General features: G+C 68.5%; 21 protein-coding genes and 1 pseudogene. 16 read left to right on the top strand and 6 right to left on the bottom strand.

Annotated elements, in window-relative coordinates; genetic code table 11:
• The first annotated feature begins 18 nt into the window (after positions 1-18).
• Entirely contained in the window at positions 19-942 is a 924-nt protein-coding gene (locus AB9M23_RS18840; protein ID WP_372426125.1) for a LysR family transcriptional regulator, read from the top strand.
• Here AB9M23_RS18840 and AB9M23_RS18845 read toward each other — a convergent pair.
• The gene (locus AB9M23_RS18845) at positions 926-1,879 is read right to left on the bottom strand and encodes an AraC family transcriptional regulator (protein WP_372426126.1); all 954 of its coding nucleotides are present in this window, start codon (positions 1,877-1,879) and stop codon (positions 926-928) included. The genes AB9M23_RS18840 and AB9M23_RS18845 overlap by 17 nt on opposite strands.
• A 98-nt stretch (positions 1,880-1,977) precedes the next feature.
• Here AB9M23_RS18845 and AB9M23_RS18850 point away from each other — a divergent pair, with 98 nt between their 5' ends.
• Positions 1,978-2,736, top strand: coding sequence for an SDR family NAD(P)-dependent oxidoreductase (locus tag AB9M23_RS18850; protein ID WP_372426127.1), 759 nt, complete (start codon positions 1,978-1,980; stop codon positions 2,734-2,736).
• Positions 2,737-2,790: 54 nt separating this feature from the next.
• Positions 2,791-3,723, top strand: coding sequence for an alpha/beta hydrolase family protein (locus AB9M23_RS18855; protein ID WP_372426128.1), 933 nt, complete (start codon positions 2,791-2,793; stop codon positions 3,721-3,723).
• A 30-nt stretch (positions 3,724-3,753) separates the two neighbouring features.
• Here the strand turns inward: AB9M23_RS18855 and AB9M23_RS18860 are convergent, their stop codons facing one another.
• Positions 3,754-4,596, bottom strand: a complete 843-nt coding sequence (locus AB9M23_RS18860; protein WP_372426129.1) for a LysR family transcriptional regulator — start codon at positions 4,594-4,596, stop codon at positions 3,754-3,756.
• Between the two features lie 98 nt (positions 4,597-4,694).
• Here AB9M23_RS18860 and AB9M23_RS18865 point away from each other — a divergent pair, with 98 nt between their 5' ends.
• From AB9M23_RS18865 to AB9M23_RS18915, 11 genes are all read left to right on the top strand, one after another.
• The gene (locus AB9M23_RS18865) at positions 4,695-6,011 is read left to right on the top strand and encodes an aspartate aminotransferase family protein (protein ID WP_372426130.1); all 1,317 of its coding nucleotides are present in this window, start codon (positions 4,695-4,697) and stop codon (positions 6,009-6,011) included.
• Positions 6,012-6,680: 669 nt separating this feature from the next.
• Complete coding sequence (locus tag AB9M23_RS18870; protein ID WP_372426146.1) at positions 6,681-7,355, top strand: response regulator transcription factor; 675 nt, start codon at positions 6,681-6,683, stop codon at positions 7,353-7,355.
• Positions 7,352-8,668: a sensor histidine kinase gene (locus AB9M23_RS18875; protein WP_372426131.1), complete on the top strand. Its 1,317-nt coding sequence runs from the start codon at positions 7,352-7,354 to the stop codon at positions 8,666-8,668. Before AB9M23_RS18870 ends, AB9M23_RS18875 begins: the two co-directional genes overlap by 4 nt.
• 150 nt (positions 8,669-8,818) lie before the next feature.
• Positions 8,819-9,937, top strand: coding sequence for a class C beta-lactamase (ampC, locus tag AB9M23_RS18880; protein WP_372426132.1), 1,119 nt, complete (start codon positions 8,819-8,821; stop codon positions 9,935-9,937).
• Positions 9,938-9,974: 37 nt separating this feature from the next.
• Positions 9,975-10,916: a LysR family transcriptional regulator gene (locus tag AB9M23_RS18885; protein WP_372426133.1), complete on the top strand. Its 942-nt coding sequence runs from the start codon at positions 9,975-9,977 to the stop codon at positions 10,914-10,916.
• 89 nt (positions 10,917-11,005) lie between these two features.
• On the top strand, positions 11,006-11,392 hold the full coding sequence (locus AB9M23_RS18890; RefSeq protein WP_372426134.1) for a RidA family protein: 387 nt from the start codon (positions 11,006-11,008) through the stop codon (positions 11,390-11,392).
• Positions 11,393-11,517: 125 nt separating this feature from the next.
• The gene (locus AB9M23_RS18895; RefSeq protein WP_372426135.1) at positions 11,518-12,438 is read left to right on the top strand and encodes a LysR family transcriptional regulator; all 921 of its coding nucleotides are present in this window, start codon (positions 11,518-11,520) and stop codon (positions 12,436-12,438) included.
• Positions 12,439-12,670: 232 nt separating this feature from the next.
• Positions 12,671-13,255, top strand: a complete 585-nt coding sequence (locus AB9M23_RS18900; protein ID WP_372426136.1) for an NAD(P)H-dependent oxidoreductase — start codon at positions 12,671-12,673, stop codon at positions 13,253-13,255.
• Positions 13,256-13,258: 3 nt separating this feature from the next.
• Positions 13,259-13,657: a DUF6220 domain-containing protein gene (locus AB9M23_RS18905; RefSeq protein ID WP_372426137.1), complete on the top strand. Its 399-nt coding sequence runs from the start codon at positions 13,259-13,261 to the stop codon at positions 13,655-13,657.
• A gap of 105 nt (positions 13,658-13,762) precedes the next feature.
• Positions 13,763-14,515, top strand: coding sequence for a type I methionyl aminopeptidase (gene map / locus AB9M23_RS18910; RefSeq protein ID WP_372426138.1), 753 nt, complete (start codon positions 13,763-13,765; stop codon positions 14,513-14,515).
• A gap of 206 nt (positions 14,516-14,721) precedes the next feature.
• Positions 14,722-15,525 carry an alpha/beta hydrolase gene (locus tag AB9M23_RS18915; protein ID WP_372426147.1) on the top strand — a complete coding sequence of 268 codons (804 nt, stop codon included), beginning with the start codon at positions 14,722-14,724 and terminating at the stop codon, positions 15,523-15,525.
• Positions 15,526-15,618: 93 nt separating this feature from the next.
• Here the strand turns inward: AB9M23_RS18915 and AB9M23_RS18920 are convergent, their stop codons facing one another.
• A complete protein-coding gene (locus AB9M23_RS18920) occupies positions 15,619-15,765 on the bottom strand; it encodes a hypothetical protein (protein ID WP_372426139.1) in 147 nt (48 codons plus the stop codon).
• A gap of 246 nt (positions 15,766-16,011) precedes the next feature.
• Positions 16,012-18,156: a prolyl oligopeptidase family serine peptidase gene (locus AB9M23_RS18925; RefSeq protein ID WP_372426140.1), complete on the bottom strand. Its 2,145-nt coding sequence runs from the start codon at positions 18,154-18,156 to the stop codon at positions 16,012-16,014.
• A 203-nt stretch (positions 18,157-18,359) separates the two neighbouring features.
• On the opposite strand from AB9M23_RS18925, the pseudogene AB9M23_RS18930 reads away from it, so the two are divergent.
• Both AB9M23_RS18930 and AB9M23_RS18935 read left to right on the top strand, forming a co-directional pair.
• A pseudogene (locus tag AB9M23_RS18930) lies at positions 18,360-18,501 on the top strand (IS5/IS1182 family transposase); the annotation flags it as partial.
• Between the two features lie 247 nt (positions 18,502-18,748).
• Positions 18,749-19,012, top strand: coding sequence for a DUF6455 family protein (locus AB9M23_RS18935; RefSeq protein ID WP_372426141.1), 264 nt, complete (start codon positions 18,749-18,751; stop codon positions 19,010-19,012).
• A 106-nt stretch (positions 19,013-19,118) separates the two neighbouring features.
• Here the strand turns inward: AB9M23_RS18935 and tolB are convergent, their stop codons facing one another.
• Positions 19,119-20,462 carry a Tol-Pal system beta propeller repeat protein TolB gene (gene tolB / locus AB9M23_RS18940; RefSeq protein WP_372426142.1) on the bottom strand — a complete coding sequence of 448 codons (1,344 nt, stop codon included), beginning with the start codon at positions 20,460-20,462 and terminating at the stop codon, positions 19,119-19,121.
• A gap of 107 nt (positions 20,463-20,569) precedes the next feature.
• On the bottom strand, positions 20,570-21,185 hold a 616-nt coding region (gene tolA, locus AB9M23_RS18945), incomplete at its 5' end, for a cell envelope integrity protein TolA (RefSeq protein ID WP_372426143.1).

Genomic DNA, 21,185 nt, shown 5'->3' on the forward strand with positions numbered 1-21,185 from the left:
GGGAAGAGAAACTAACCAATGCAGCCGGACTTCAACGCGCTCGCCGTATTCGCCTTGGTGGCCGAGGAACGGAATTTCCGCGCCGCGGCAGACCGGCTCGGCGTGACACGCTCGGCGGTCAGCCAGACGATACGGCGGCTCGAAGAGACGCTGGGCACCGCGCTGGTGAGGCGAACGACGCGCAGCGTCAGCCTCACGGAGGCGGGTGAACACCTTCACGCGCAGGTCGCGCCTGCCATCGCCGAGATGCGGGCGGCGACCGAGACGGCGGCGAGCCTCGGCGGGGCCCCACGCGGACGATTGCGGCTGGCCGTCTCGTCGATCGCCGAGCGCTTTCTGGCGGGCCCCCTCCTGGCGCGCTTCGCGGAGGCCAATCCGAGGGTCGAGCTCGACGTCACGGTGACCGACGAGGAGTTCGACATCGTCGTCGAGGGCTACGACGCGGGCGTCCGGCTCGGCGAGGTCATCGAGCAGGACATGATCGCCGTGCCCGCCGGCGGAGACGAACGCCAGCTCGCCGTGTGCTCACCTGCCTACCGGGACCGCTTCGGCGTGCCGTCGCATCCGCGGGAGCTCGCCGAACACCGTTGCATCGGCTGGAGGTCGGCGCCGCGGCACGCGCCTTACCGCTGGGAGTTCGCAGAGAACGGCAGAGAGTTCAGCGTGACTGTCGACCCGGAGATCACCACGAACGACATGGCGCTGATGGTCAAGCTCGCCGTCGCGGGTGCCGGCATCACCTTCGGGATGGAGGAGAGCTTTCGTGGGCCGATCGATCGAGGCGAACTCGTTCCTCTCCTCGAGGACTTCTGCCCGTACTTCTCTGGTTTCAATCTCTACTATCCGAACCGCCGCAACGTCGCCCCGAAACTACGCGCATTGATCGACCATATGCGAACCTTCGGCGGGCCGCGCCAGACGCGCGTCACCCGGCGCCGATGACGTCCATCGACACGTCACGACCTCCCCGTCCTCCGACCTCGGCTGCGAACGCGCCCGGCGACAGGCCTTCGTGGCGGACGAAGGCCGTTCCGAAGGCGCTGGCGGAGCCGTAGCCGACACGGCGTGCGATTTCCGCATTGGTCAGCCGGCCCTCCCGCAGGAGGGTCTTGGCGACGGCCATCCGCCAGTGCGCCACGTATTCCTTCGGTGCGCAGCCGATCTCTCTGCGAAACGTCTCGAAGAAGCTGGAGCGGGACATGCCGGCGTCCTTCGCCAACGTTGCGATGGAGACCTCGCCGTCCGCCTGCGCATGGATGCGCCCGAGGGCGGTGGCCAGCCGCGGATCGGACAGCCCGCGCAGGAGCCCCGGCGGCATGTCCACGGCCGGCCCCGAGCGGAGCGCCTCGACGAGCAGCACGTCCAAGAGACGCTGGAGGATCAGCTCGCGCCCCGGCCTCTCGGCAGCCGTCTCCTCGTGGATGACCGGCACGAGCGCCGTCAGGCGGTCGTTGCCGGAGACGTGGATCACGTCGGGCAGCAGTGACACGAGCAGGCCCTTCGCGGGCGTTTCGAAGCGGCAGTGCCCGACGAGCGCGCGCATCTGCACGGGCGCATCCGCCGGGCCGAGGCGAACCCGGCCCGGACCGATCTCGAGCGGCCGGCTCGGCGCATTCGGTCCCGGAGGCGCCTCGCCGGTCATGCCGAAGCCCTGCAGATCTGGGATCAGGATGAAGTCCCCGGCCCGCAGGGTGATCGGCCCCCGACCGGTCGGGGTGAGGCGGGCGCTCCCCTCGACGATGGCGCAGTAGAAGGGGCTCGCCATGTCACGCCGCTCGACCTTCCACCGCCCACCGGCCTCGACGAGCTTGGCGAGGGAGAGCGCCGGTCGGAGCAAGGCGACGACCGCGGCCAGCGGATCTTCGTGGAGAGTACGCACCGGTTCGGACGTTCGATGAATCAACATGGACTTTCATCGATAGAATGATCGGCACGCGCCGTCTACCTCTCGCTCACCACAGCGAAGGAGAACCACGCATGCCCCGCATCCTCGTCACCGGCGCCTCCTCGGGTTTCGGCCGCGCCGTCGCCGCCTTCTTCCTCGATCGCGACTGGGAGGTGATCGCGACGATGCGCACGCCCTCGGGCGACGGCCTGCCCGTCTCGGACAGGCTGCGCCTCCTGTCCCTCGACGTCACCGATGCGAACAGCATCGCCGCCGCCGTCGCGGCGGCGGGACCGCTCGACGCGCTCGTGAACAATGCCGGCGTCGGCATGCTGAACGTGCTGGAAGGCGCGGAGATGGACCGTGCCCGCGAGCTCTTCGAGACCAACGTGCTCGGGACCATGGCCGTCACCCGCGCCGTGATGCCCGCGATGCGCGCCCGTCGCAGCGGCGTGATCGTCAACATCAGTTCGAGCGTGACGCTGCGTCCGCTGCCGGCGCTGTCGATCTACAGCGCCAGCAAGGCCGCGGTGAACGCCTTCACCGAGAGCTTCGCGCTGGAGGCCGCGGAGTTCGGCGTGCGTGCGCGGCTCGTCCTGCCCGGCAGCGCACCCGAAACGTCGTTCGGACGCAATGCCGTGGCGCGGATGGGGATGGATGTCCCCGAGGCGTACGGCCCCTTCGTGCAGGCCTATTTCCGGAGCCTCGGCTCGGCCGGCGAGAAGACGCGGGCGCACGATGTCGCGCACGCCGTCTGGCGCGCCGTCACGGACGACACGGCCCCGATGAAGCTGCCCGCCGACGCCGATGCGCGAGCCTGGTTCCGCGAGGAAGGCCTCGACGCCGCCTGACCAGCCGGGCGCGGCCGTGCCGCCGCGCCCGGTCCCACCGATCGAGGACTGCAGATGAACCGACTGATCACCCTGTCCCGCGTCCTTCCGACGCCGGAGCCGACCGCGACCGTGGCCTACACGCCGATCCGCCTGGAGCTGCCCGACCGCCAACCGCTCGAGCTGCGCCTGACCGCGCCGGCCGTCGGCGAGGCGATGCCGATCGTCGTGTTTTCGCACGGCTTCGGCCCGTCGAACTCCATCCCCTCGAAAGACGGATACGCCCCGCTCGCCCAGTTCTGGGCCGAGCGAGGCATCGCCGTCATTCAGCCGACGCACGCCAGCTCACGGGTCGGCGGCCTCGACCCCGCCTTGCCGGGAGGCCCCTTCTTCTGGCGCGAGCGCGTGGCCGAGATGCGCGCCGTCCTGGACGGGCTGGACGAGATCGAGCGACAGGCCGTCGCCGGACGACTCGACCACGACCGGATCGCGGTCGCCGGACACTCCTTCGGCGGCCATACCTGCAGCCTGCTGCTCGGCGGGCGTCTGCAGGGGGAGAGCTTCGCCGATCCGCGCATCCGCGCCGGCGTCCTGCTGGCGACGCCGGGGCGCGGCGGGGCCCACCTGGCGCCCGAGCACGCCGCGCGCTTCCCCTTCTTCGACGTCGATTTCAGCGGCATCGCGGTGCCGACTCTGGTGGTCTGCGGAGCGGAGGACGACCCGCATTTCACGCCGCGAGGCCCCGAATGGCATGCCGACGCCTACCACGACGCGCCGGGGGCCGATAGTCTGCTGACGATCGCGGGGGTGGGTCATTCCCTCGGCGGGATTCCCGGGCTCGACGCACGGGAGACCGAGGTCGAGGATCCCGAGGCGCTCGAAGCGACCCGGCGTCTCACGCTGGCTTGGCTGAGGAGCCGTTTCGCCATCGACGGGGACGCCTGGACACGGAGCCGGGCCGCCCTGGTCGGAAGTGCATCCTCCCTCGCAGAGATCACCGGGCGATGATCGGCGCAGGAGACGGCGAGGAGCCGACCGCTAGACGACGGGCAGCTCGGCTCGGATGTGATCGCCCAACGCCTTCGCCGCCGCCGAGGCCTGCGCGCCCGCATCGGCGAGGACGATGCCGAAATCCGGGAGCGGCGGCAGGTCCTGCGTGACGATCGCCAGATCGCTCGGAACCGCTGCGCGCGTCGTCACCGAGATCGCGTGACCCGAGCGCGCGATCGCCAGGAGGCCGGCGAGGCTGTCGCTGGCGTAGGCGAGGCGAAAGCGGCGCCCCGCGGACCGCATCGCTTCGGTCGCCGCGCGGTGATCGAGCGTGGTCGGTCCCGAGAGCGCCAGAGGTAGCACGTCGTGCCGAAGGATGTCGGGCCTCGGTCGGTTCGCGACCCAGACGAAGCGATCGGTCCGGAGCAGCGCGTCCTCGTCGAGGTTCGGCGTCGATACGAGCGCCATGTCCAGCCGCCGCCGGTGCAGGTGTTTCCGCAGCTCGACCGTCGGGGCGCAGATCATGTGCAGCTCGACGCTCGGATGCCTGGTGAGAAAGCCCGCGAGGAGGTGCGGTACGAAGGCGATGGAGAACTCCTCCGGGCAGCCGAAGCTCACCGATCCTCTCAAGCCCGTGCCCGCCAAATCGGAAAGCGCCTCGTCGTGCCGGCCGAGGAGAGCCTCCGCGTGCAGCAGCAGCCGCTCGCCCACGACCGTGAGGCGCACTCCCGATCCGGTTCGATGCAGCAGCGGCTGACCGATCGTCTCCTCGAGGCGACGCATCTGCATGCTGACCGCCGATTGCGTGCGGCCGATCTGCATCGACGCGGTGCTGATCGAGCCCGTGCGGGCGACGATCGCGAAGCTGCGGAGAAGCTGGAGATCCAGCATGGCCATCGGCTCTGTTGATATCACATCTCAGATATATCAATTCGCCAATCGCACGCAATCGTGCCCATCATCGCTGCCGAACGAGGCGGAGGTGGATCATGTCGCTGAACGCAGACCCGGAGTTCTGGGAAGACGCCCGCAAGCATCTGACACGCTACGGCCCGAGCTTCGAGCCGGTGATCATCGAGCGCGCCGAAGGCAGCTTCGTCTACGACGCCGACGGCACGAAGATCCTGGACTTCACCTCCGGCCAGATGAGCGCCGTGCTCGGCCATGGCCATCCGGACATCGTCTCGACGGTCGACGATCAGATGGAGCGGGTGGCGCATCTGTTCAGCGGGATGCTGAGCCGCCCGGTCGTGTCCCTCGCCGCACGGCTCGCCGGGCTCGCACCGGGCCTCGACCGCGTCCAGCTGCTGACGACCGGCGCGGAAGCCAACGAGGCGGCGCTGCGCCTGGCGAAGCTGGTGACGGGAAAGTTCGAGGTCGTCGCCTTCGCCCAGAGCTGGCACGGCATGACCGGCGCCGCCGCCTCGGCGACGTACAGCGCCGGCCGCAAGGGCTACGGACCCGCAGCCGTCGGATCGTTCGCCATTCCCGCGCCCAACAGCTACCGCCCGCGCTTCACCCATGCCGACGGGACGATCGATTGGCAGGGCGAGCTCGACGACGCCTTCGCGCTCGTCGACCAGCAGTCGACCGGCAATCTCGCGGCCTTCATCGCCGAGCCGATCCTGTCGAGCGGCGGCGTTCTGGAGCTGCCGAACGGCTACCTCGCCGCGTTGAAGAAGAAGTGCGAGGAACGGGGCATGCTGCTGATCCTGGACGAGGCGCAGACCGGCGTCGGCCGCACCGGCACGATGTTCGCCTTCCAGCGGGACGGCGTCACGCCCGATATCCTGACCCTGTCCAAGACGCTGGGGGCGGGCCTGCCGCTGGCTGCGGTCATGACCACCACGGCGATCGAACAGCAGGCCTTCGACAAGGGCTACTTGTTCTACACGACGCACACCTCCGATCCGCTGCCGGCCGCCGTGGGCCTCACGGTCCTCGACGTGGTCGACCGTGACCGCTTGACCGAGAAGGCACGGATACGGGGCGCTCTCCTGGAGGAGGGCCTGCGCTCTCTGCAGCAGCGGTACGACTGCATCGGCGACGTCCGCGGACGCGGCCTGCTTCTCGGGCTGGAGATCGTCGAGGACCGACACCTCAAGACGCCGGGCTACGAGACGGGCGCGCGCATCATGGACGAAGCCATGACGCGCGGGATGAGCATGAACATCGTCAAGCTGCCGGGCATGGGCGGCGTCTTCCGCATCGCACCGCCGCTCACGGTATCCGAAGACGAGATCGCACTGGGTCTCGACATCCTGGCGGCGTCGTTCGAGGCGTCCGTGCCCCGTCGATCGCGGTAGCCGTCGCCGGGTCGCCACACGGGCGCCATACGAAGGCACGACCTCGGAGGTGGCCCGCGCCCGTTCTTCCGTGCGCGGGCGCGGGCTCCATGTCTACGCAATCTTCGCCGGCGATGTGGGCGCCGGCGACCGTCCGCAGCTCGAAAGCCGGCCGGCGTCCGGAAAGCGAAACCCAATTCAGGTGAAAGCAATGCTCCATCTTCGAGAAGCCCGGCTGCCCAAAGCGCCCATCGGTCTGATTTTCGCGGCTCTTTCGTGTGTCGCCGTTGCGGGATGCGTTTCGGGTGGCTCCTCCCTCGAGAACGCGTACAGAGCGAACCTCGCCAGCGAGACGGCACTGAACGCACAGATCATCTCCGATCGCGCTCGCGCGCAACGATGCGAACGCGATCCGACCCGCCGGGAGTGCGGTCCTCGGTAACGCCGCCGGGCGGGAGGCGAAGCCTTCCGCAGGGCTTCCGCGCCTGCGTGATCCGCTCCGGCGCCGGTCCGCAGGCGTCGGGGCGAAGAGGCGGCATTTTCGATGCGGGAAGGCGGGTGCGCTTTGCGACAGTGTCCACGGTTTCGCATCGCGTCCCGCACCGCGCGCCTTCGAAGGGGCGGCGGCACGACGAAGATCCCCGGCGAGGAACGGCATCGCACGGGTTGCTCGACGAGAGAGGGCGCGCCGTGAGGATCATCCTGATCGAAGACGAGATCCGGCTCGCGGACTCGCTCCGTGCGTTCCTCGAGCGAGAGCGCTTCGTCGTCGATCACGTCGACCGGCTGGAGACCGCGCGGGAAGCCGGCCTGATCGGGAAGTTCGATCTCGTCCTGCTCGACCGCACGCTTCCGGACGGCGAAGGCCTCTCCCTCGTTCCGTTGTTCCGCAAGACCAATCCGGGCATACACGTCATCGTCCTCAGCGCACGCGGCGAGGTCGCGGATCGTATCGCCGGTCTGGACGGTGGCGCGGACGACTACCTGATCAAGCCGTTCTCGCTCGACGAGATGCTGGCGCGCATTCGGGCCGTCAAGCGGCGGCCTGCCGAGATGGCCGGCGAGGAGATCAGGGCGGGATCGCTCGTCTTCGATCTCATGCACGAGGAGGTCGAGATCCGGGGGGAGCGGATAGACCTGCCGCGCCGCGAGCTGCGGGTCCTGGCCGCGCTGCTCGAGCGCCGTGGCCGGGCGGTGCTGCGGGAGTCGCTGGAGCAGGCGGTGTTCGGCTTCGACGACATTGTCCAGTCGAATACGCTCGACTCCCACATCTCACGTCTGCGCCGGAGGCTCAACGACAGGCGTGCCGGGATCGAGATCCACGCGATCCGGGGCGTCGGATACCTTCTGCGCGAGGCATCGTGAGAAACCAACCGTCCCTCGAGCGTCCGCTCGTCGTCTATCCGCTGGTGGTCCACTTCGCCACGCTCCTCGCGGCTTTCGTCATCCTCATCTCGATCGCGATCCGCATCGACAGCGGCGGCCCCTTCGCGGATGAACAGATCATCCCGGTCATCGCACGCGCCATCGATCGCGACGCGTCGGGGCGGCTGGCGGTCGTGATGACGCCCGAACTGGTCGACGCGCAGGCAGCGGCACCGGATCTCTGGTTCGTCGCCGAAGACGATACCGGCGACGGCGTGACGTTCGGGACGGTACCCCGGCACTACGATTCCTTGCTCGGTCGGTTGCGCGATCTCTCGTTCGGCCAGTTGCGGGCCCGCTCGGCGCCCTACGCGTTGGCTGCGGTGATCAGGAGGGAGACGACCGAGGTCGGGACCCTGACCATCATGGGCCACGGCGAGCTCGCCGAGCTGAGCCTCATCGTCGTGCTGGCGTCGAACATCGTCATCCTGCCGATCTTCCTCCTGCTCTTGCTGACCTCGATCGTCGTCACGCCGTGGACCGTCCGGCGATCGCTCGCCGGAGTGTCGAAGATCGCCCGTGAGGCAGAGGAAATCGATACGGACACACGCGGTCGCCGCCTGAGCGAGACGCATGTGCCCCGCGAGATCGCCCCCCTGGTCGAGGCGGTCAACGAGGCCCTGCGGCGTCTCGACGAGGGTTACGAACGTCAACGTCGTTTCGTGGCCTCCGCATCGCACGAGCTGCGAACCCCCGTCGCGATTCTCCGCAGCAAGGTGGAGTCGTCCGAGAGCGACGTCGTCCGTGCGCTCGCTCCGGACGTCGACCGGCTCGCGATCCTGACCGAGCAATTGCTGGATCTCGAACGCCTGGAGAGCAACGGTCACGATGACAGGATCGATCTCGCGCCGTTCGTTCGGCGGCTCGTCGGAGACCTGGCGCCGCTCGTCATCGCCCGCGGGAGTGCCATCGAGTTTCAGGTCTCGAGCAGTGAAACGATCGTCGGCGACGCCGGTGCATTGGAGCGCGTGCTCATGAACCTCGTCCAGAATGCAATCGACCACGGTGGACGGAACGTCGTCGTCCGGGTCGGCGGCGCCGTCATCGAGGTCGAGGATGATGGACCCGGCATTCCGGAGGAGGAGCGCGAGCGCGTGTTCGAGCCCTTCGCCCGCTTGCGGCCGCGCGGGACGGGAAGCGGGCTCGGCCTCCACCTCGTGCGGGAGGTCGTCGCTCGCCACCGCGGGCGTGTGGAAATCCGAGACGCCCCCGGTGGCGGCACCATCATCCGCGTCGTGCTCCGTGCCGCGTGAGCATCCAGCGCACGCTCTCCCCCGAAATTCGCGCCGACGATCGACGGCGCGTCCGCCGACGAAACCGCCGGCGCCTCCTCCAGGCCTCACACTCTCGATCTCACAGGACGTCTCTCGATGCGAACGACATTCAAGATCACGCTCGCGGCCATGCTCTGCGCGACGTCGGCGATTGCGCAGCCGCTTTCACCTGCCGAATTCCGGCAGTTGAGCGAAGCGATCTTCTACCCTGTCGTCGCGACGTACGACATTCCCGGCTTGGCCGTCGGCATCACCTATCAGGGTAACAGCTACATCTACACGAACGGCCTCGCGGTGCGGGCACCGGAACAGCCGGTCACGGAGGACACGCTCTTCGAGCTCGGCTCCGTCAGCAAGCTGTTCACCGTCGCCTTGGCGGGCCTCGCCCAGGAGCGCGGCCTGCTCTCCCTCGACACGCCCGTGTCTGACGCCATGCCGATGGTGGAGGGGAGCGCGTTCGATACGATCACGCTCTACGACCTCGCCGCCCATGCGACCGGCGGGCTGCCCCTGCAGGTGCCCGGCGAGATCACGAACGACCGGTCGCTGACGACATGGTTGGCGGCCTGGAGCCCGGAGGTCGATCCGCGGCGCGTCCGATCCTATTCCAACCTCGGCATCGGCCTGTTGGGGCGGATCTCGGCGCATGCCTTCGGCAGCGATTACGAGACGGCCTTGACGACCGAGCTGCTGCCCGCGCTCGGTCTCGAGGACACCCACGTGACGGTGCCGCAGACGGCGATGTCGCGCTACGCTTTCGGCTACAGCCGCTCCGACGACCGCCCGATCCGGGTCGCCCCGGGCATGCTGGACGCGGAGGCCTACGGCGTGAAGGCCTCGGTCTCGGACATGATCCTGTTCCTGCAAGCACATCTCGGCGTCGCCGACACGACGCCGGAAATCACCGCCGCGCTCGCGCGGACGCGGGTGGCCCGCTACGACACGGCGCATTACGCACAGGCGATGATCTGGGAAGCGTATTCCTGGCCAGTCGGGGCGGAGCGGCTCGCCGCCGGCAACAGCAGCGACATGGCGCTGGAGCCGCAACCGCTGACGGAGCGCTCCCGACCGCTCGACGGCCCGACCTTCCTCAACAAGACGGGCTCGACGAACGGCTTCGGCGCCTACGTGGCCATGATACCGCAGGAGGAGATCGGCGTGGTCGTCCTCGCCAACCGCAACTATCCCAACGCCGCGCGGGCGGAGGCCGCGCTCGCCTTGATCCGCGAGATCCTCGGCGCGGACTGAACGGCTCGATCGGCGAGCATCTCGGAGTGTGAGACTCATGAATCTTCGCGGTGTCGATCTGAACCTGCTGGTGATCTTGGATGCGCTGCTCGAGGAGGCGCATGTGAGCCGCGCGGCACATCGGCTGAACCTGTCTCAGCCGGCCGTGTCGAGTGCGCTCCAGAGATGCCGCACGCTCTTCAACGACCCCTTGTTGGAGCGCGAGGCAAGCGGGATGCGCCGGACGGCCCGAGCGGAGGCTCTGCGCGGACCGCTCAGGCACGTTCTCGGCGAGGTGGGAGGACTGATCGACCCACCGGAAATCCCGTTGAGCGAGGTCGAGCGGACGATCCACATCGTGTCGGCCGACGATCCGATGCTCATGATCGCGCCCCGTCTGATCGCGAGGCTCCAGCGCGCCGCGCCCGGCGTCTCGCTCGTGATCCAGCCGTGGCGCGGAGCCGCGGCGGCGCTGCAGTCTCTCGCGACCGGCCAGGTGGACTTGGCGATCTCGGTCTTTCCGCGGCACGATGATTTCACCGTGGTGCAACTCTTCGAGGAAACGTACGTGGTCGCCATGCGGTCCGACCACCCGGCCGCAGGTGCGTTCGACCTCGAGGCGTGGCTCGCTTGGCCACACGTGATCGTGTCCGGGCGAGGAGAACGACATACGGCCGTCGACGACGAACTCCACCGAATGGGACGCACACGGCGGATCGGGGCCGTCGTGCCGTCCTTTCGGCTCGTGCCGCCCATACTCGCCCGAACGGACTGCATTGCGCTACTGCCACGGCACACGGTCGCCGTCTCGCAGAGCACACATCTGATCGGTCGCGCGCCGCCGTTCGAGGTTTCCGGCTTCAGCCTCGAACTCGCCTGGCACGTCCGCCGGGCAACGGACCGAATCGTACGCCATGTCGCGGACGAGATTCGGCACGTCGCCTTCGAAGAGACGAACGCGCGCGCCTCACCCGAATCGGATCGTGCCGATCGTCACTGAAGCGATCGCCGTTCGCCGATTTCCACCCGTAGACGTACCGGCACGAAAGAGGCGGATAGGAGCTCGACATGCCCGACCCAGTCACGCGCATGAACCCCGCGACCCTGCCGGATGCGGGCGAGGTCGGATACTCGCAGATTTCCGTCGCCGGACCGGTCCGCTTGGCCTTCGTGTCCGGCCAGGTCGCCTGGCGTGCCGAAGGGGGCGCAGTACCCGGATCCTTGGCGGAGCAGGCCGCGGTCGTCGTCGAGAACCTGCGGCATGCTCTGGACGCTCTCGGGGCGGCGCCGGACGACATCGTCCAGATGCGCGTCTACCTGACCGACGTGCGGCCGCAGGCGCAGGAAATCGCGATGACGGAGATCATGCGCTTTCTCGGCGGCGCGCAACCGAGCCTGACCGGCATCGGCGTGACTGCTTTGGCGGCACCGGACCTCCAGATCGAGATCGAGATGGTCGTGCAGGCTCCCGGCTGACCCGGGACGCGCGGCCGATCGTTCATCGGCGGCACCGCTGCCGCGAATCGCGGCGCCGGGGTGACGAACGCCCGGGAGGCGGATAAATCCAGGGGGCCCGTTCTGCCGAGGAGACGGAGGCGCCAATGACCCGTGCCGCCCTCGACGGGGCGCAAGTCGACGAGCTTCTCGTCTTCCTCGCCATCGTGGAAGCCGGCAGCTTCGTCGCGGCCGGCCGGAGCATGGGCCTGTCTCGGTCCGCCGCCGGCAAGTCACTCGCACGGCTCGAGGCCCGTTGCGGCGCCCGGCTCCTGAACCGGACCACCCGGGCGCTGAGCCTGACCGAGCCGGGACGTCGGCTCTATGCCCGCGGCCTCGCCCTCCGCGACGCTCTCGATGACGTCGGCTCCGAGATGTCGGCCGGCGACGGCGAGCCTCGCGGCCAGATCCGTGTCAGCGCGCCCGATGCTCTGGGCCGGCGGATCGTCCTGCCGGTCGTCCGTCGGTTCCTGGAGACCTGGCCCGAGGTTCAGGTCGAGATGAGCCTGACGGACCGGGTCGCGGAGCTGGTGTCGGAGGGGGTGGACCTCGCCGTCCGCATCGGCGTCGGTGCGCCGAACGCGGGCGTGATCTGTAGAACCCTGCGCCGGGAGCCGCTGGTGCTGTGCGCCAGCCCGGATTACGTGGCTCGAACCATTCCCCCGACCCGCGTCGAGCACCTGAGCCGTCACGACCTGCTGATCCACACCAGCCAGGGCACGCGGCTGACGTGGCACTTGCAAGAGACGGAGGGAACGTGGGTGCGCGTGACGGGGCGTTCTCGCCTGCGGCTCGATTCGGCCGAGGCCCTGCGCGAAGCCGCCCTCGCCGGTCTGGGGCTCGTGCTCCTGCCGCGCAGTGTCGTGGCGGACGACCTGGAGATGGGGCGCCTCCGACGAGTTCTGCCCGATTGCGATGCCGGCGCCGTCGAGATCATGGCGCTCTACCCGCAGCGGCGATTGCTGGACCCGAAGGTTCGACACCTCGTCGACATGCTCGCCGCGGAGCTCGCGACTCGAGGCCCCTAGTCGCTCGACGCGCGTGCCGCTGCTTTCTTTCGCTGAGGTGCAGTTGGCTGCATGAACTCATTCACGCGGCATGCCCGATTTCGGGCGACAGGCTCCACGATCGGCGAGCCCCATCAGATGCCTTGCAATGCATTCATCGCACGAATAGTCGGCCATACCAATCTTCAATTGGATGAAGTGGAGCAGACTTCATACATCGGTCTCGACCGACAACAACACAACGGAGTCTCTCGTGCCCGGCACCCTCGTCCTCGTCTTTCACCGCGACCTGTCCACGTCCAGAGCCAACGCCGCGTTCGCCGCGGCCGCGCGCAGCCTGCCCGACACCAACGTCGTCGACATGCAGGCTCGCTACCCGGATGCCCGGATCGAAATCGCAACCGATGCGGCCGACGAAGCCGCGATGCTGCTGCAATCCGATCGGATCGTGCTGCAGTTTCCGATCCAGTGGTATTCCGTCCCGGCGCTCCTGAAAGCTTGGCAAGACGCCGTCCTGACCCGCATGTACTACATCGTCGCCGAAGCCGAGGGAGATCGGCTCGTCGGCACGCCCGTCATGATCGCCGTGACGGCGGGCAACGTGGCGGCAGCCTACGAGCGCAGCGGCGCCAACCACTACACGCTCGACGAGATCCTCATACCGCTCAAGGCCACCGCACATCGTTGTGGCCTTCCCTGGCACGAGCCGCACGTCACCTTCGAGGCGGACCGGCTTTCGCCCGATGCGCTGGCCGATGCCGCCATCGACTACCGCAATGCGCTCGCCGCATTCGCCGCCGGTACGCCCGTCGGAACGCGCAATGGAAAGGCGGCCTGAGCCATGACGAACCTCTCGCACGACACGCTTCGCGATCTCGATCGCGGCACGCCGGCGCTCGTCCTGTGGTCGGCACGTGCCCTGCCCGCTCTCCTGGGCGCGCAGTTTCTCCTGGCCGGTCGGGCGCTGTTCGCCGGGACCTCCTGGGAACTGCACGGTGCACTGGGTGGCTTCATTGCCGTGCCCGTGTTCCTGCTCGCGGGGAGTAGTCTCGCGATCGGGCGGCTCCGGGGCTTCGCCTGGTGGGCCTCGCTCACCGCTGTTCTCTACCTCATCCAGGTCGCCCTCGCGCTCGGCGGCCCCGGGCTGTTGGCCTACCATCCCTTGAACGCGGCGCTTCTGCTGACCTCGGCGCTCGTTCTCGCGGCCAAGTTCGAGCGGCGCCGCGCATACCACGACTGACAGACGTGTCGGAATCGGAGTAGACACGCGTCGTAGGCCGGCCGGCGACGCAGGCCCGCCTACGGCACCTTCGGCAACCGGATCGAGCCCGACAGGGAAGCCACCGTGACGATTTCCAACGACGATGATCTCGCGCGCCTGACGGAGACGGGGCGCATCGTCGCCGAGACGCTCCGAGCCATGGGAAAGGCGCTGGAGCCCGGCATGACGACGGGCGAACTCGACCGGATCGGGCGCGACCTCCTGGATCGTGCCGGAGCACGTTCGGCTCCGCAGACCACCTACGGCTTTCCCGGCGCGACCTGCATCAGCGTGAACGAGGAGATCGCCCACGGCGTGCCGGGCCCGCGGCGGATCGAACGCGGCGACCTGGTCAACATCGACGTGTCGGCAGAGAAGAACGGCTTCTTCGCGGACACGGGGGCTTCCTTCGCCGTGCCGCCCGTCGACAGCGCGGTCGAGCGGCTCTGCCGCGACGGTCGGCGCGCGATGTGGACCGGGTTGCGGCAGGTGGGAGCCGGGAAGCCGATCGCCGGCATCGGCAGGGCCATCGGCGCGTTCGCGCGCAGGAATGGCTACAGCCTCGTCGAGAACCTCGCGAGCCACGGCGTAGGCCTGTCGCTCCACGAGGCGCCGATCGAGATCGCGACGTGGCCGAACCCGTCCGAGCGCCGGATCATGAACGAGGGTCTGGTCTTCACCGTCGAACCGTTCTTGTCCCTGGGGGCGAAATGGGCCGAGAGCGGCGACGACGAATGGACGCTCTTCGCCCAGCCGAGAGCGTTGACGGTCCAATACGAACACACCGTCGTAGCGACGCGAAACGGTCCTCTGATCATGACGATGCCCGGCTCGTGACCATTGCTCGAACGCGATGAGAGTGCACGGCTTGATGCTCTTGCCGACTACCCTTCTAGACAGTCGGCTTGTCGTGGAGATTCGATATGAGACAGCCTTCTTCGGAGATCCCGCCGCTCGTGAGCTCGGATTTCGAAGCTCCGGGTCCGGAGGGCGCACTTCGGGGGACCATGATCCTTCCCGCGGAGGGCGCGCCCGTCGTTCTGATGATACCCGGCTCCGGTCCTACCGACCGGGATGGAAACAGTCCGTTGGGCGTTCGCGCCGCGCCCTATCGGCTCTTGGCCGAAGGGCTCGCCGACCGAGGAATCGGCAGCGTGCGCATCGACAAGCGAGGCCTCTTCGGCAGTCGGGATGCGGTCGTGGACGCCAATGCGGTGACCATCGAAGACTACGTGCACGACGTCGACGCCTGGGTCGAGGCGATCCGTGCACGCACGGGAGCCCGATGCGTATGGCTGCTGGGCCACAGCGAAGGCGGCCTCGTGGCGCTCGCGTCCGCCGCGAAGGTCGGCCGCCTGTGCGGCCTCGTTCTCGTCGCGACGGCAGGACGGCCCCTCGGAACCGTGCTGAAGGAACAATTGCACGCCAATCCCGACAATGCGCCGCTGTTGGCCGCGGCCGACCACGCGATCGACGAATTGTCCGCCGGACGGCGTGTCGACGCGGCGAGCCTACCGCCGGCGCTCGCACCGCTCTTCGCTCCGCCTGTGCAAGACTATCTCATCAGCACCTTCGCTCTCGACCCGGCGGTCCTCGCAGCCGACATCCCCAACCCCATCTTGATCGTGCAGGGAGAGCGCGATCTCCAGGTCGCGGCTGTCGATGCCGAACGTCTGAAGCAGGCCGCACCGCTCGCGACGCTCGTGGCGCTGCCGAATACGAACCATGTGCTGAAGTCGGTGGGATCCGATGAGCGGGGTGAAAACCTCGCCACCTACGCCGCTCCGGATCTGCCGTTGGCGCCAGGAGTGGTAAAGTGCATCGCCGACTTCGTGAGATCGAACTGAGATCGCTCTCGGACTGATCTGGCTGGTCGCTTTCTCGTGCGGCGGATCCGAGGCCACACCGCCGAGATCGAGCGGCGAACGATCAGGGTCATGTCAGTCTTGCACTTCGCGCTTGAAGAAGTAGTGCAGCACGAAATGACCGGGCGAGACGACGGCGACGAGTTCCCACCCGTCGCCGCCGAACGCATTGAGCTGATCGGCATTCAGAGTTTCGGTTACGAGCTTGTATTCCCATCGCATGATGCATTCTCCATTTGCTACGAGACTGCCATATGGAGTGTCGACGGTGGTACGCGTCGCCGACACTCCGAAGCGCACGGATTCTTGCGCCGGTTCGTCATCATCGAAGGCTCAGCTACCGTTCACGAAGCTGCGATTGCGTCGGATGATCCCAGCTTGAGGAGCGGCGTCGCCGCTATCGGTCGACGACGGCTGCACCATGGCGGGGATCGTCACGTAGAGAGAGCTCCCTCCATTCCGATGCTCTCAGTCGGATGCCGCGACGTCGAGCCCGGTCCAGCGGGCGGCGAAGGCCCACATGTCGGCGAACTCCTGGATCACCATGTCGGTCGGCTTGCCGGCCCCGTGACCTGCGCGGGTTTCGACACGCAGGAGGTGCGGCCGGTTTCCGATCTCAGCGACCTGCAACGCGGCGGCATACTTGAACGAATGGGCCGGGACGACCCTGTTGTCCGTATCCGCGGTGGTGACGAGTACCGCCGGGTAGCGCGCGCCCTCGCGGATCGTGTGCAAGGGCGAATAGGACAGCAGGGTGTGGAACTCTTCCTCCCTGGACGGGCTGCCGAACTCCTCGACCCACGTGGCTCCACCGGTGAAACGGTCGTAACGGAGCATGTCGAGGACGCCCACCCCGGGCAGGGCTGCCGCGAACAGATGCGGCCTTTGGTTGATCACGGCGCCGATCAGCAGTCCGCCGTTGGATTCGCCGTGTATCGCCAGTCCGTCGGACGGCGTGATGCCCTGGTCGATCAGATGCTCGCCGGCGGCGATGAAGTCGTCGAACACGTTCTGCTTGTCGGCACGCCGGCCGGCATGATGCCAGGCCTGGCCGTATTCGCCACCGCCACGGATGTTCGCCACCGCATAGACGCCGCCCTGCTCGACCCAAGCCATCGCGGCGGGCGAGAAATGCGGGATCATGCTGATGCCGAAACCGCCATAGGCATGGAGCATCGTCGGTGCCGGACCGTCGACGTCCTTGCGCCGGACGATGAACAACGGCACCCGCGTTCCGTCCTTCGAGGTGTAGAAGTGCGGCTCGACGACGATCGTGTCGAGATCGATCGCGATCTCGGGCTCTGCCCAGACTTCCGTGCGGTTCGCGTCCACCTCGTAACGCAGGACGGTGAGCGGCGCGTCGTAGCTGGTGAAGGCGAAGAACGCCTCGTTCTCACCGGGACGCCCGCGGACGAGCGCGGTGCTGCCCGGTCCCGGTAGCGGGACGGTCCCGTCGAGCGTGCCGTCCAGCCGGTAGCGCTCGAGCTGCGATTGGACATCGATCGTATAGGACAGGAGGAGCCGGTCGCCCAGCAGCGCCGATCCACCCTCGCGCAGAACCGCATCCGGCCGCTCCGGGATCAGTTCGGAGAATCCGGGCTGCGCGTCTGACAGGTCGATCGTCACGACCCGGCCTCGAGGGGCATCCTTCTGCGTCGCGAAGAAGAGTTTCGTGCCGAGATTGCCCAACAGGTGCCAGCGGTCGTCGTAGCTTTCCACGAGCCTTTTCGGCGCTGCGTCGGCGGACGACAAATCCGTCACCGTCACCGCGACGCCTCCCGTCAGCGCCGACGTGTAGACGATCAGATAGCGGCCGTCCGGCGTGACATCGGCCGTATGCAGCAGCGCGCGCCCCGGCGTCGGCGCGTGAACGAGCCGGTCTTCCGATTGGCTCGACCCGATTCGATGAAAATAGACGGCGTGGCCGTCCACGCCCGCGCCGAAGGCCGCACCCGCTTCGGGCTCGGGATAGCGGGAATAGTAGAACCCGGTTCCGTCCGGGTGCCACGCGATGCTGGTGAACCGCGCCCATTCGACCGCGTCGTCCAGCACCGCGCCGGTCGACGTGTCCACGACACGAATGGTCCGCCAGTCCGATCCGGCGTCCTGCCTGGCGAAGGCGACCAACGCGCCATCGGCGGAGACCGCCCATTCGGCCAACGCCACGGTGCCGTCTTCCGCCCAGGTGTTCGGGTCGATCAGGATTCGGCTCGCACCGTCGGTGCCGACGCGCATCAGAAGCCGCTGCTGGGCGTCGAGGCCTCCCTTTCGCTCGAAGAAGTACCTGCCATTGCGCTCGATCGGCGGAGTCGTGGTCTCATGGTCGAACATGGCCTTCAGCCGGCGCTCGAACACGTCTCGTCCGGGGAGACTCTCCAGATAGGGTGCGGACAGCGCGTTCTGCGCCTCGATCCACCGCGCGACCTCGGCGTCCTGACGCGGGTCGTTCTCCAGCCAGCGGAACGGGTCTCGGACCGTGACGCCGAAATGCACCTCGGCCGTGTCGGTCTGACGTGTATCCGGGTAGGTCATCGGCGCATTCTCTTCTGCATCGACCGGGCCAACGAAAATGAGCAGTGCGGTAGCGGCGCTCCTGAGGAGTTGCTTCGTCATCGGACGCCGCCCGTCTTTCCGCGGCATCCTTCGGCGAAACATGCGGATTGGTGTGATGAACGTTGGCGCATCGTCGTTACCTCGATTCCGTATCGCTTTCGCGGCGCCGAGCAGTTCTCGGACTGGGAGCGGTCGCCAGCCAGCCATCACCTGCGAACGTTGCGCAGACATGGAGCGTGAGCTCGCCGATGAAGGAACGGGTGCGGCGACGGATCGTCGAACGGACCATCGCGGGGAATGCCCCGCAGGCGGCGCGCGGTGAGAAACGAAGCGCAGCGCATCGACGTCTCCCAGGCCATGATCCACGCCGCCATGGGCAGCCTGCTCCTCCGCCGCGTCGGCCACCGACCTCGTTCTCGAACGGACTCCGACCTCCCCTCCGGAGCCGTCGTGCCTCCGCCGCCGCCCACGCGCAAGGGAGGTCACCCGCAGGGGCGAAGGGCAGCGGAGCAGCGCGGAGTGCTCGACCGAAGCGAGCACGGTGGAACGCCGGCAGTATTGGGCGGTGGTGCTCTCGTTCTTGCGCTCGATCAAGGCGCGCCCTCCCCGCGCCCGCCATGCTCCGCTTCGACATCAGCCGGGAGACGAAGCGATGAAGAGCATGATCGAAGGCCTGCGCGGCGCCGCGGGGCGTCCGCGCCTCATGGGCGAGATGATGCGCCGGCTGGACCTCGAGCCCGCGACGCTGGAGGCGCGGGGCCTCGATCTCGCGCTCGCCCACGCGGCGCGCCGCTGCGTCGGCTGCGCGCACGAGGGCGCCTGCCGCTCCTGGCTCGATACGCACGAGAGCGCGGATCACGCCCCCTCGTTCTGCGCCAACGACGGCTTCTTCGAGGGCGTCAAGGCCGACGGGTGAGTTCCCCTCTCCCGGGTGGGGAGGGACTGGCGGAGTCGCGCGACTCTCCGTGAGGGGCGATCCGCCGGGACTGCGTCGGCGTCGCGACGGTCCTCGGCGCCCCGGCTCAGCGGATGTCGGAGAGCAGCGGCGACCAGGTCGGGTCGGAGGCGTAGCCCGGCGTCGGGATCGGCACCTCGACGCGGCCGGTGATGTCGACCATGTAGAGCTGCCCGCCCGACTGGCCCCCCGGATCGCGGAAGAAGACGAGATACTGCCCGTTCGGCGCCCAGGCCGGGCTCTCGTTGTGGAAGCCTTCCGTCAGGATGCGCTCGCCCGAGCCGTCGGGACGCATCACGCCGATCGAGAACTGGCCGCCGCGCATCTTGGTGAAGGCGATCCAGTCCCCCCGCGGCGACCACACGGGCTGTGAGTACGAGCCCTCGCCGAAGGAGATGCGCTGCGGGTTCGAGCCGTCCGCACCCATCGTGTAGAGCTGCTGCGAGCCGCCGCGGTCGCTCTCGAACACGATCTGCGTCCCGTCCGGCGAGAACGAGGGCGAGGTGTCGATGGCGAGCGTCGACGTCAGCCGCGTCATCGTGCGCGAGACGAGGTCGATCAGGTAGAGGTTGGCGTTGCCGCCCTGCTGGAGCGTCATCACGATCGAGCGGCCGTTGGGCGAGAAGCGCGGGCTCGACGTCATGTCGGGGAAGTTGCCCACCGCCTGGCGCGCGCCCGTCTCGAGGTTGAGGACCTGCACGCGGGGCTGCTCGCCGGAGACCTGCGCCATGAAGGCGATCTCCTGGGCGCGCGGCGAGAAGCGCGGCGTCACGACCGAGTTGTCGCCCGGCGTCAGGTAGCGCACGTTGGCGCCGTCCTGGTCCATGATGGCCAGCCGCTTGAGGCGGTTCTCCTTCGGCCCGGTCTCGTCGACGAAGACGATGCGCGTGTCGAAGAAGCCGGCGAGCCCGGTGATGCGGGTGAACACCGCGTCGGAGATGATGTGACCCACCCGGCGCCAGTTGTTGGGGTCGGTGAAGAACTGCTGGCCGGTGATCTGCTGGCCGGTCTGCACGTCCCAGAGCCGGAACTCGGTGCGCAGCCGCCCCTGGCCGTCGCGGGTGACGCGGCCGGTGACGAGGCCCTGCACGCCCGCCTGGCGCCACAGGTCGAATTGCGGCGCGGCGTCGAAGGCCGGCGTCCGCTCCGGGAAGCGGCTGCCCTCCAGCGGCGCGAAATAGCCGGAGCGCGCGAGGTTCGCCGAGACGATGCCGGAGATCTGCGGGCCGAGATTGCCCTCGCCGACGAACTCGGCGATGGCGATCGGCATGGGCTGGAACTGGCCACCCTGCACGTCGACGACGAGCTCGGCGCGCGCGGGCGCCGGCGCGATGGCGGTACCGAGGCCCGCCGTGGCGGCGACGCCGACCGCGAGGAAGCCGATCCGCAGGACGTTCAGGACGAGGCGCATGGTCGGGTGTCCGGGGTTCGCGGCCGTGGAGGCCGCCTGTCGAGGGATTGGCGGTCGAGGAGCGCGCCGGCGCGACGCGCGGGCGCGCGCCGGTACGGCCGGCGCCGTCACGAGAACAGCGGATTGAAGTTCACCGTCAGGTTCCTCCAGTCCTCGTAATAGGGGGCGAATTGGGCCGGAATCTGGAGCGGCGCGCACCGTCTCGTGGCACGCAGCGCCGAATCCGCCACGGACCTGAACAGCGGATCGGCGGAGCCGTTCGTCACCTGCGGCTCCGTCACGAGGCTGCCGTCCTGGGCGAGCGCCATGCGCACGGCGGCGACCGGCGGGTTCTGCATCGCCTGCGCGGCGATCGGCACGTCCCAGCACGCGCGCAGCTGCGCCGTGATCAGCCCGACGAGCTGGTCGCGCATGCTCGGGTTGAGTCGCTGCGCCGCGCCGGTCTCGGTGCCGAGCGAGGCGGTCCGGTTGATCTCGGCGGCGGCGGCGCCGGTCGAGGCGGCCTCCTCCGTCGAGCGCAGGATCGAGGCGATGTCGGAGGGGTCGAATCGGTCGGCCTCCTCGGCGGCGCGGCTCGCGCGCGCCTCCTGCTCCCGCTCCTGCTCCGGGCGGCGCGTCTCGGCGACGCGCGCGGCGTCCGCCCGCTCGCGGGCTTCGCGCTCGCGGCTCTGCGCCTCCGCGACCCGTCGGCGCTCCGCGTCCGCCGCGGCGCGCCGGGCGGCT

Origin of the sequence: Salinarimonas chemoclinalis (assembly GCF_041514305.1) — a bacterium.
Lineage (GTDB): Bacteria > Pseudomonadota > Alphaproteobacteria > Rhizobiales > Beijerinckiaceae > Salinarimonas > Salinarimonas chemoclinalis.

Excerpts from the sequence above, each read along its gene's own strand:
- AB9M23_RS18935 (WP_372426141.1), top strand. The coding sequence starts at position 18,749 with ATGAAGAGCATGATCGAAGGCCTGCGCGGCGCCGCGGGGCGTCCGCGC.
- AB9M23_RS18915 (WP_372426147.1), top strand. The coding sequence starts at position 14,722 with ATGATACCCGGCTCCGGTCCTACCGACCGGGATGGAAACAGTCCGTTG.
- AB9M23_RS18860 (WP_372426129.1), bottom strand. The coding sequence starts at position 4,596 with ATGCTGGATCTCCAGCTTCTCCGCAGCTTCGCGATCGTCGCCCGCACG.
- ampC (WP_372426132.1), top strand. The coding sequence starts at position 8,819 with ATGCTCTGCGCGACGTCGGCGATTGCGCAGCCGCTTTCACCTGCCGAA.
- AB9M23_RS18890 (WP_372426134.1), top strand. The coding sequence starts at position 11,006 with ATGAACCCCGCGACCCTGCCGGATGCGGGCGAGGTCGGATACTCGCAG.
- AB9M23_RS18920 (WP_372426139.1), bottom strand. The coding sequence starts at position 15,765 with ATGCGATGGGAATACAAGCTCGTAACCGAAACTCTGAATGCCGATCAG.
- AB9M23_RS18925 (WP_372426140.1), bottom strand. The coding sequence starts at position 18,156 with ATGACGAAGCAACTCCTCAGGAGCGCCGCTACCGCACTGCTCATTTTC.
- AB9M23_RS18850 (WP_372426127.1), top strand. The coding sequence starts at position 1,978 with ATGCCCCGCATCCTCGTCACCGGCGCCTCCTCGGGTTTCGGCCGCGCC.
- tolB (WP_372426142.1), bottom strand. The coding sequence starts at position 20,462 with ATGCGCCTCGTCCTGAACGTCCTGCGGATCGGCTTCCTCGCGGTCGGC.
- AB9M23_RS18855 (WP_372426128.1), top strand. The coding sequence starts at position 2,791 with ATGAACCGACTGATCACCCTGTCCCGCGTCCTTCCGACGCCGGAGCCG.
- AB9M23_RS18885 (WP_372426133.1), top strand. The coding sequence starts at position 9,975 with ATGAATCTTCGCGGTGTCGATCTGAACCTGCTGGTGATCTTGGATGCG.
- AB9M23_RS18895 (WP_372426135.1), top strand. The coding sequence starts at position 11,518 with ATGACCCGTGCCGCCCTCGACGGGGCGCAAGTCGACGAGCTTCTCGTC.
- AB9M23_RS18905 (WP_372426137.1), top strand. The coding sequence starts at position 13,259 with ATGACGAACCTCTCGCACGACACGCTTCGCGATCTCGATCGCGGCACG.
- AB9M23_RS18865 (WP_372426130.1), top strand. The coding sequence starts at position 4,695 with ATGTCGCTGAACGCAGACCCGGAGTTCTGGGAAGACGCCCGCAAGCAT.
- AB9M23_RS18840 (WP_372426125.1), top strand. The coding sequence starts at position 19 with ATGCAGCCGGACTTCAACGCGCTCGCCGTATTCGCCTTGGTGGCCGAG.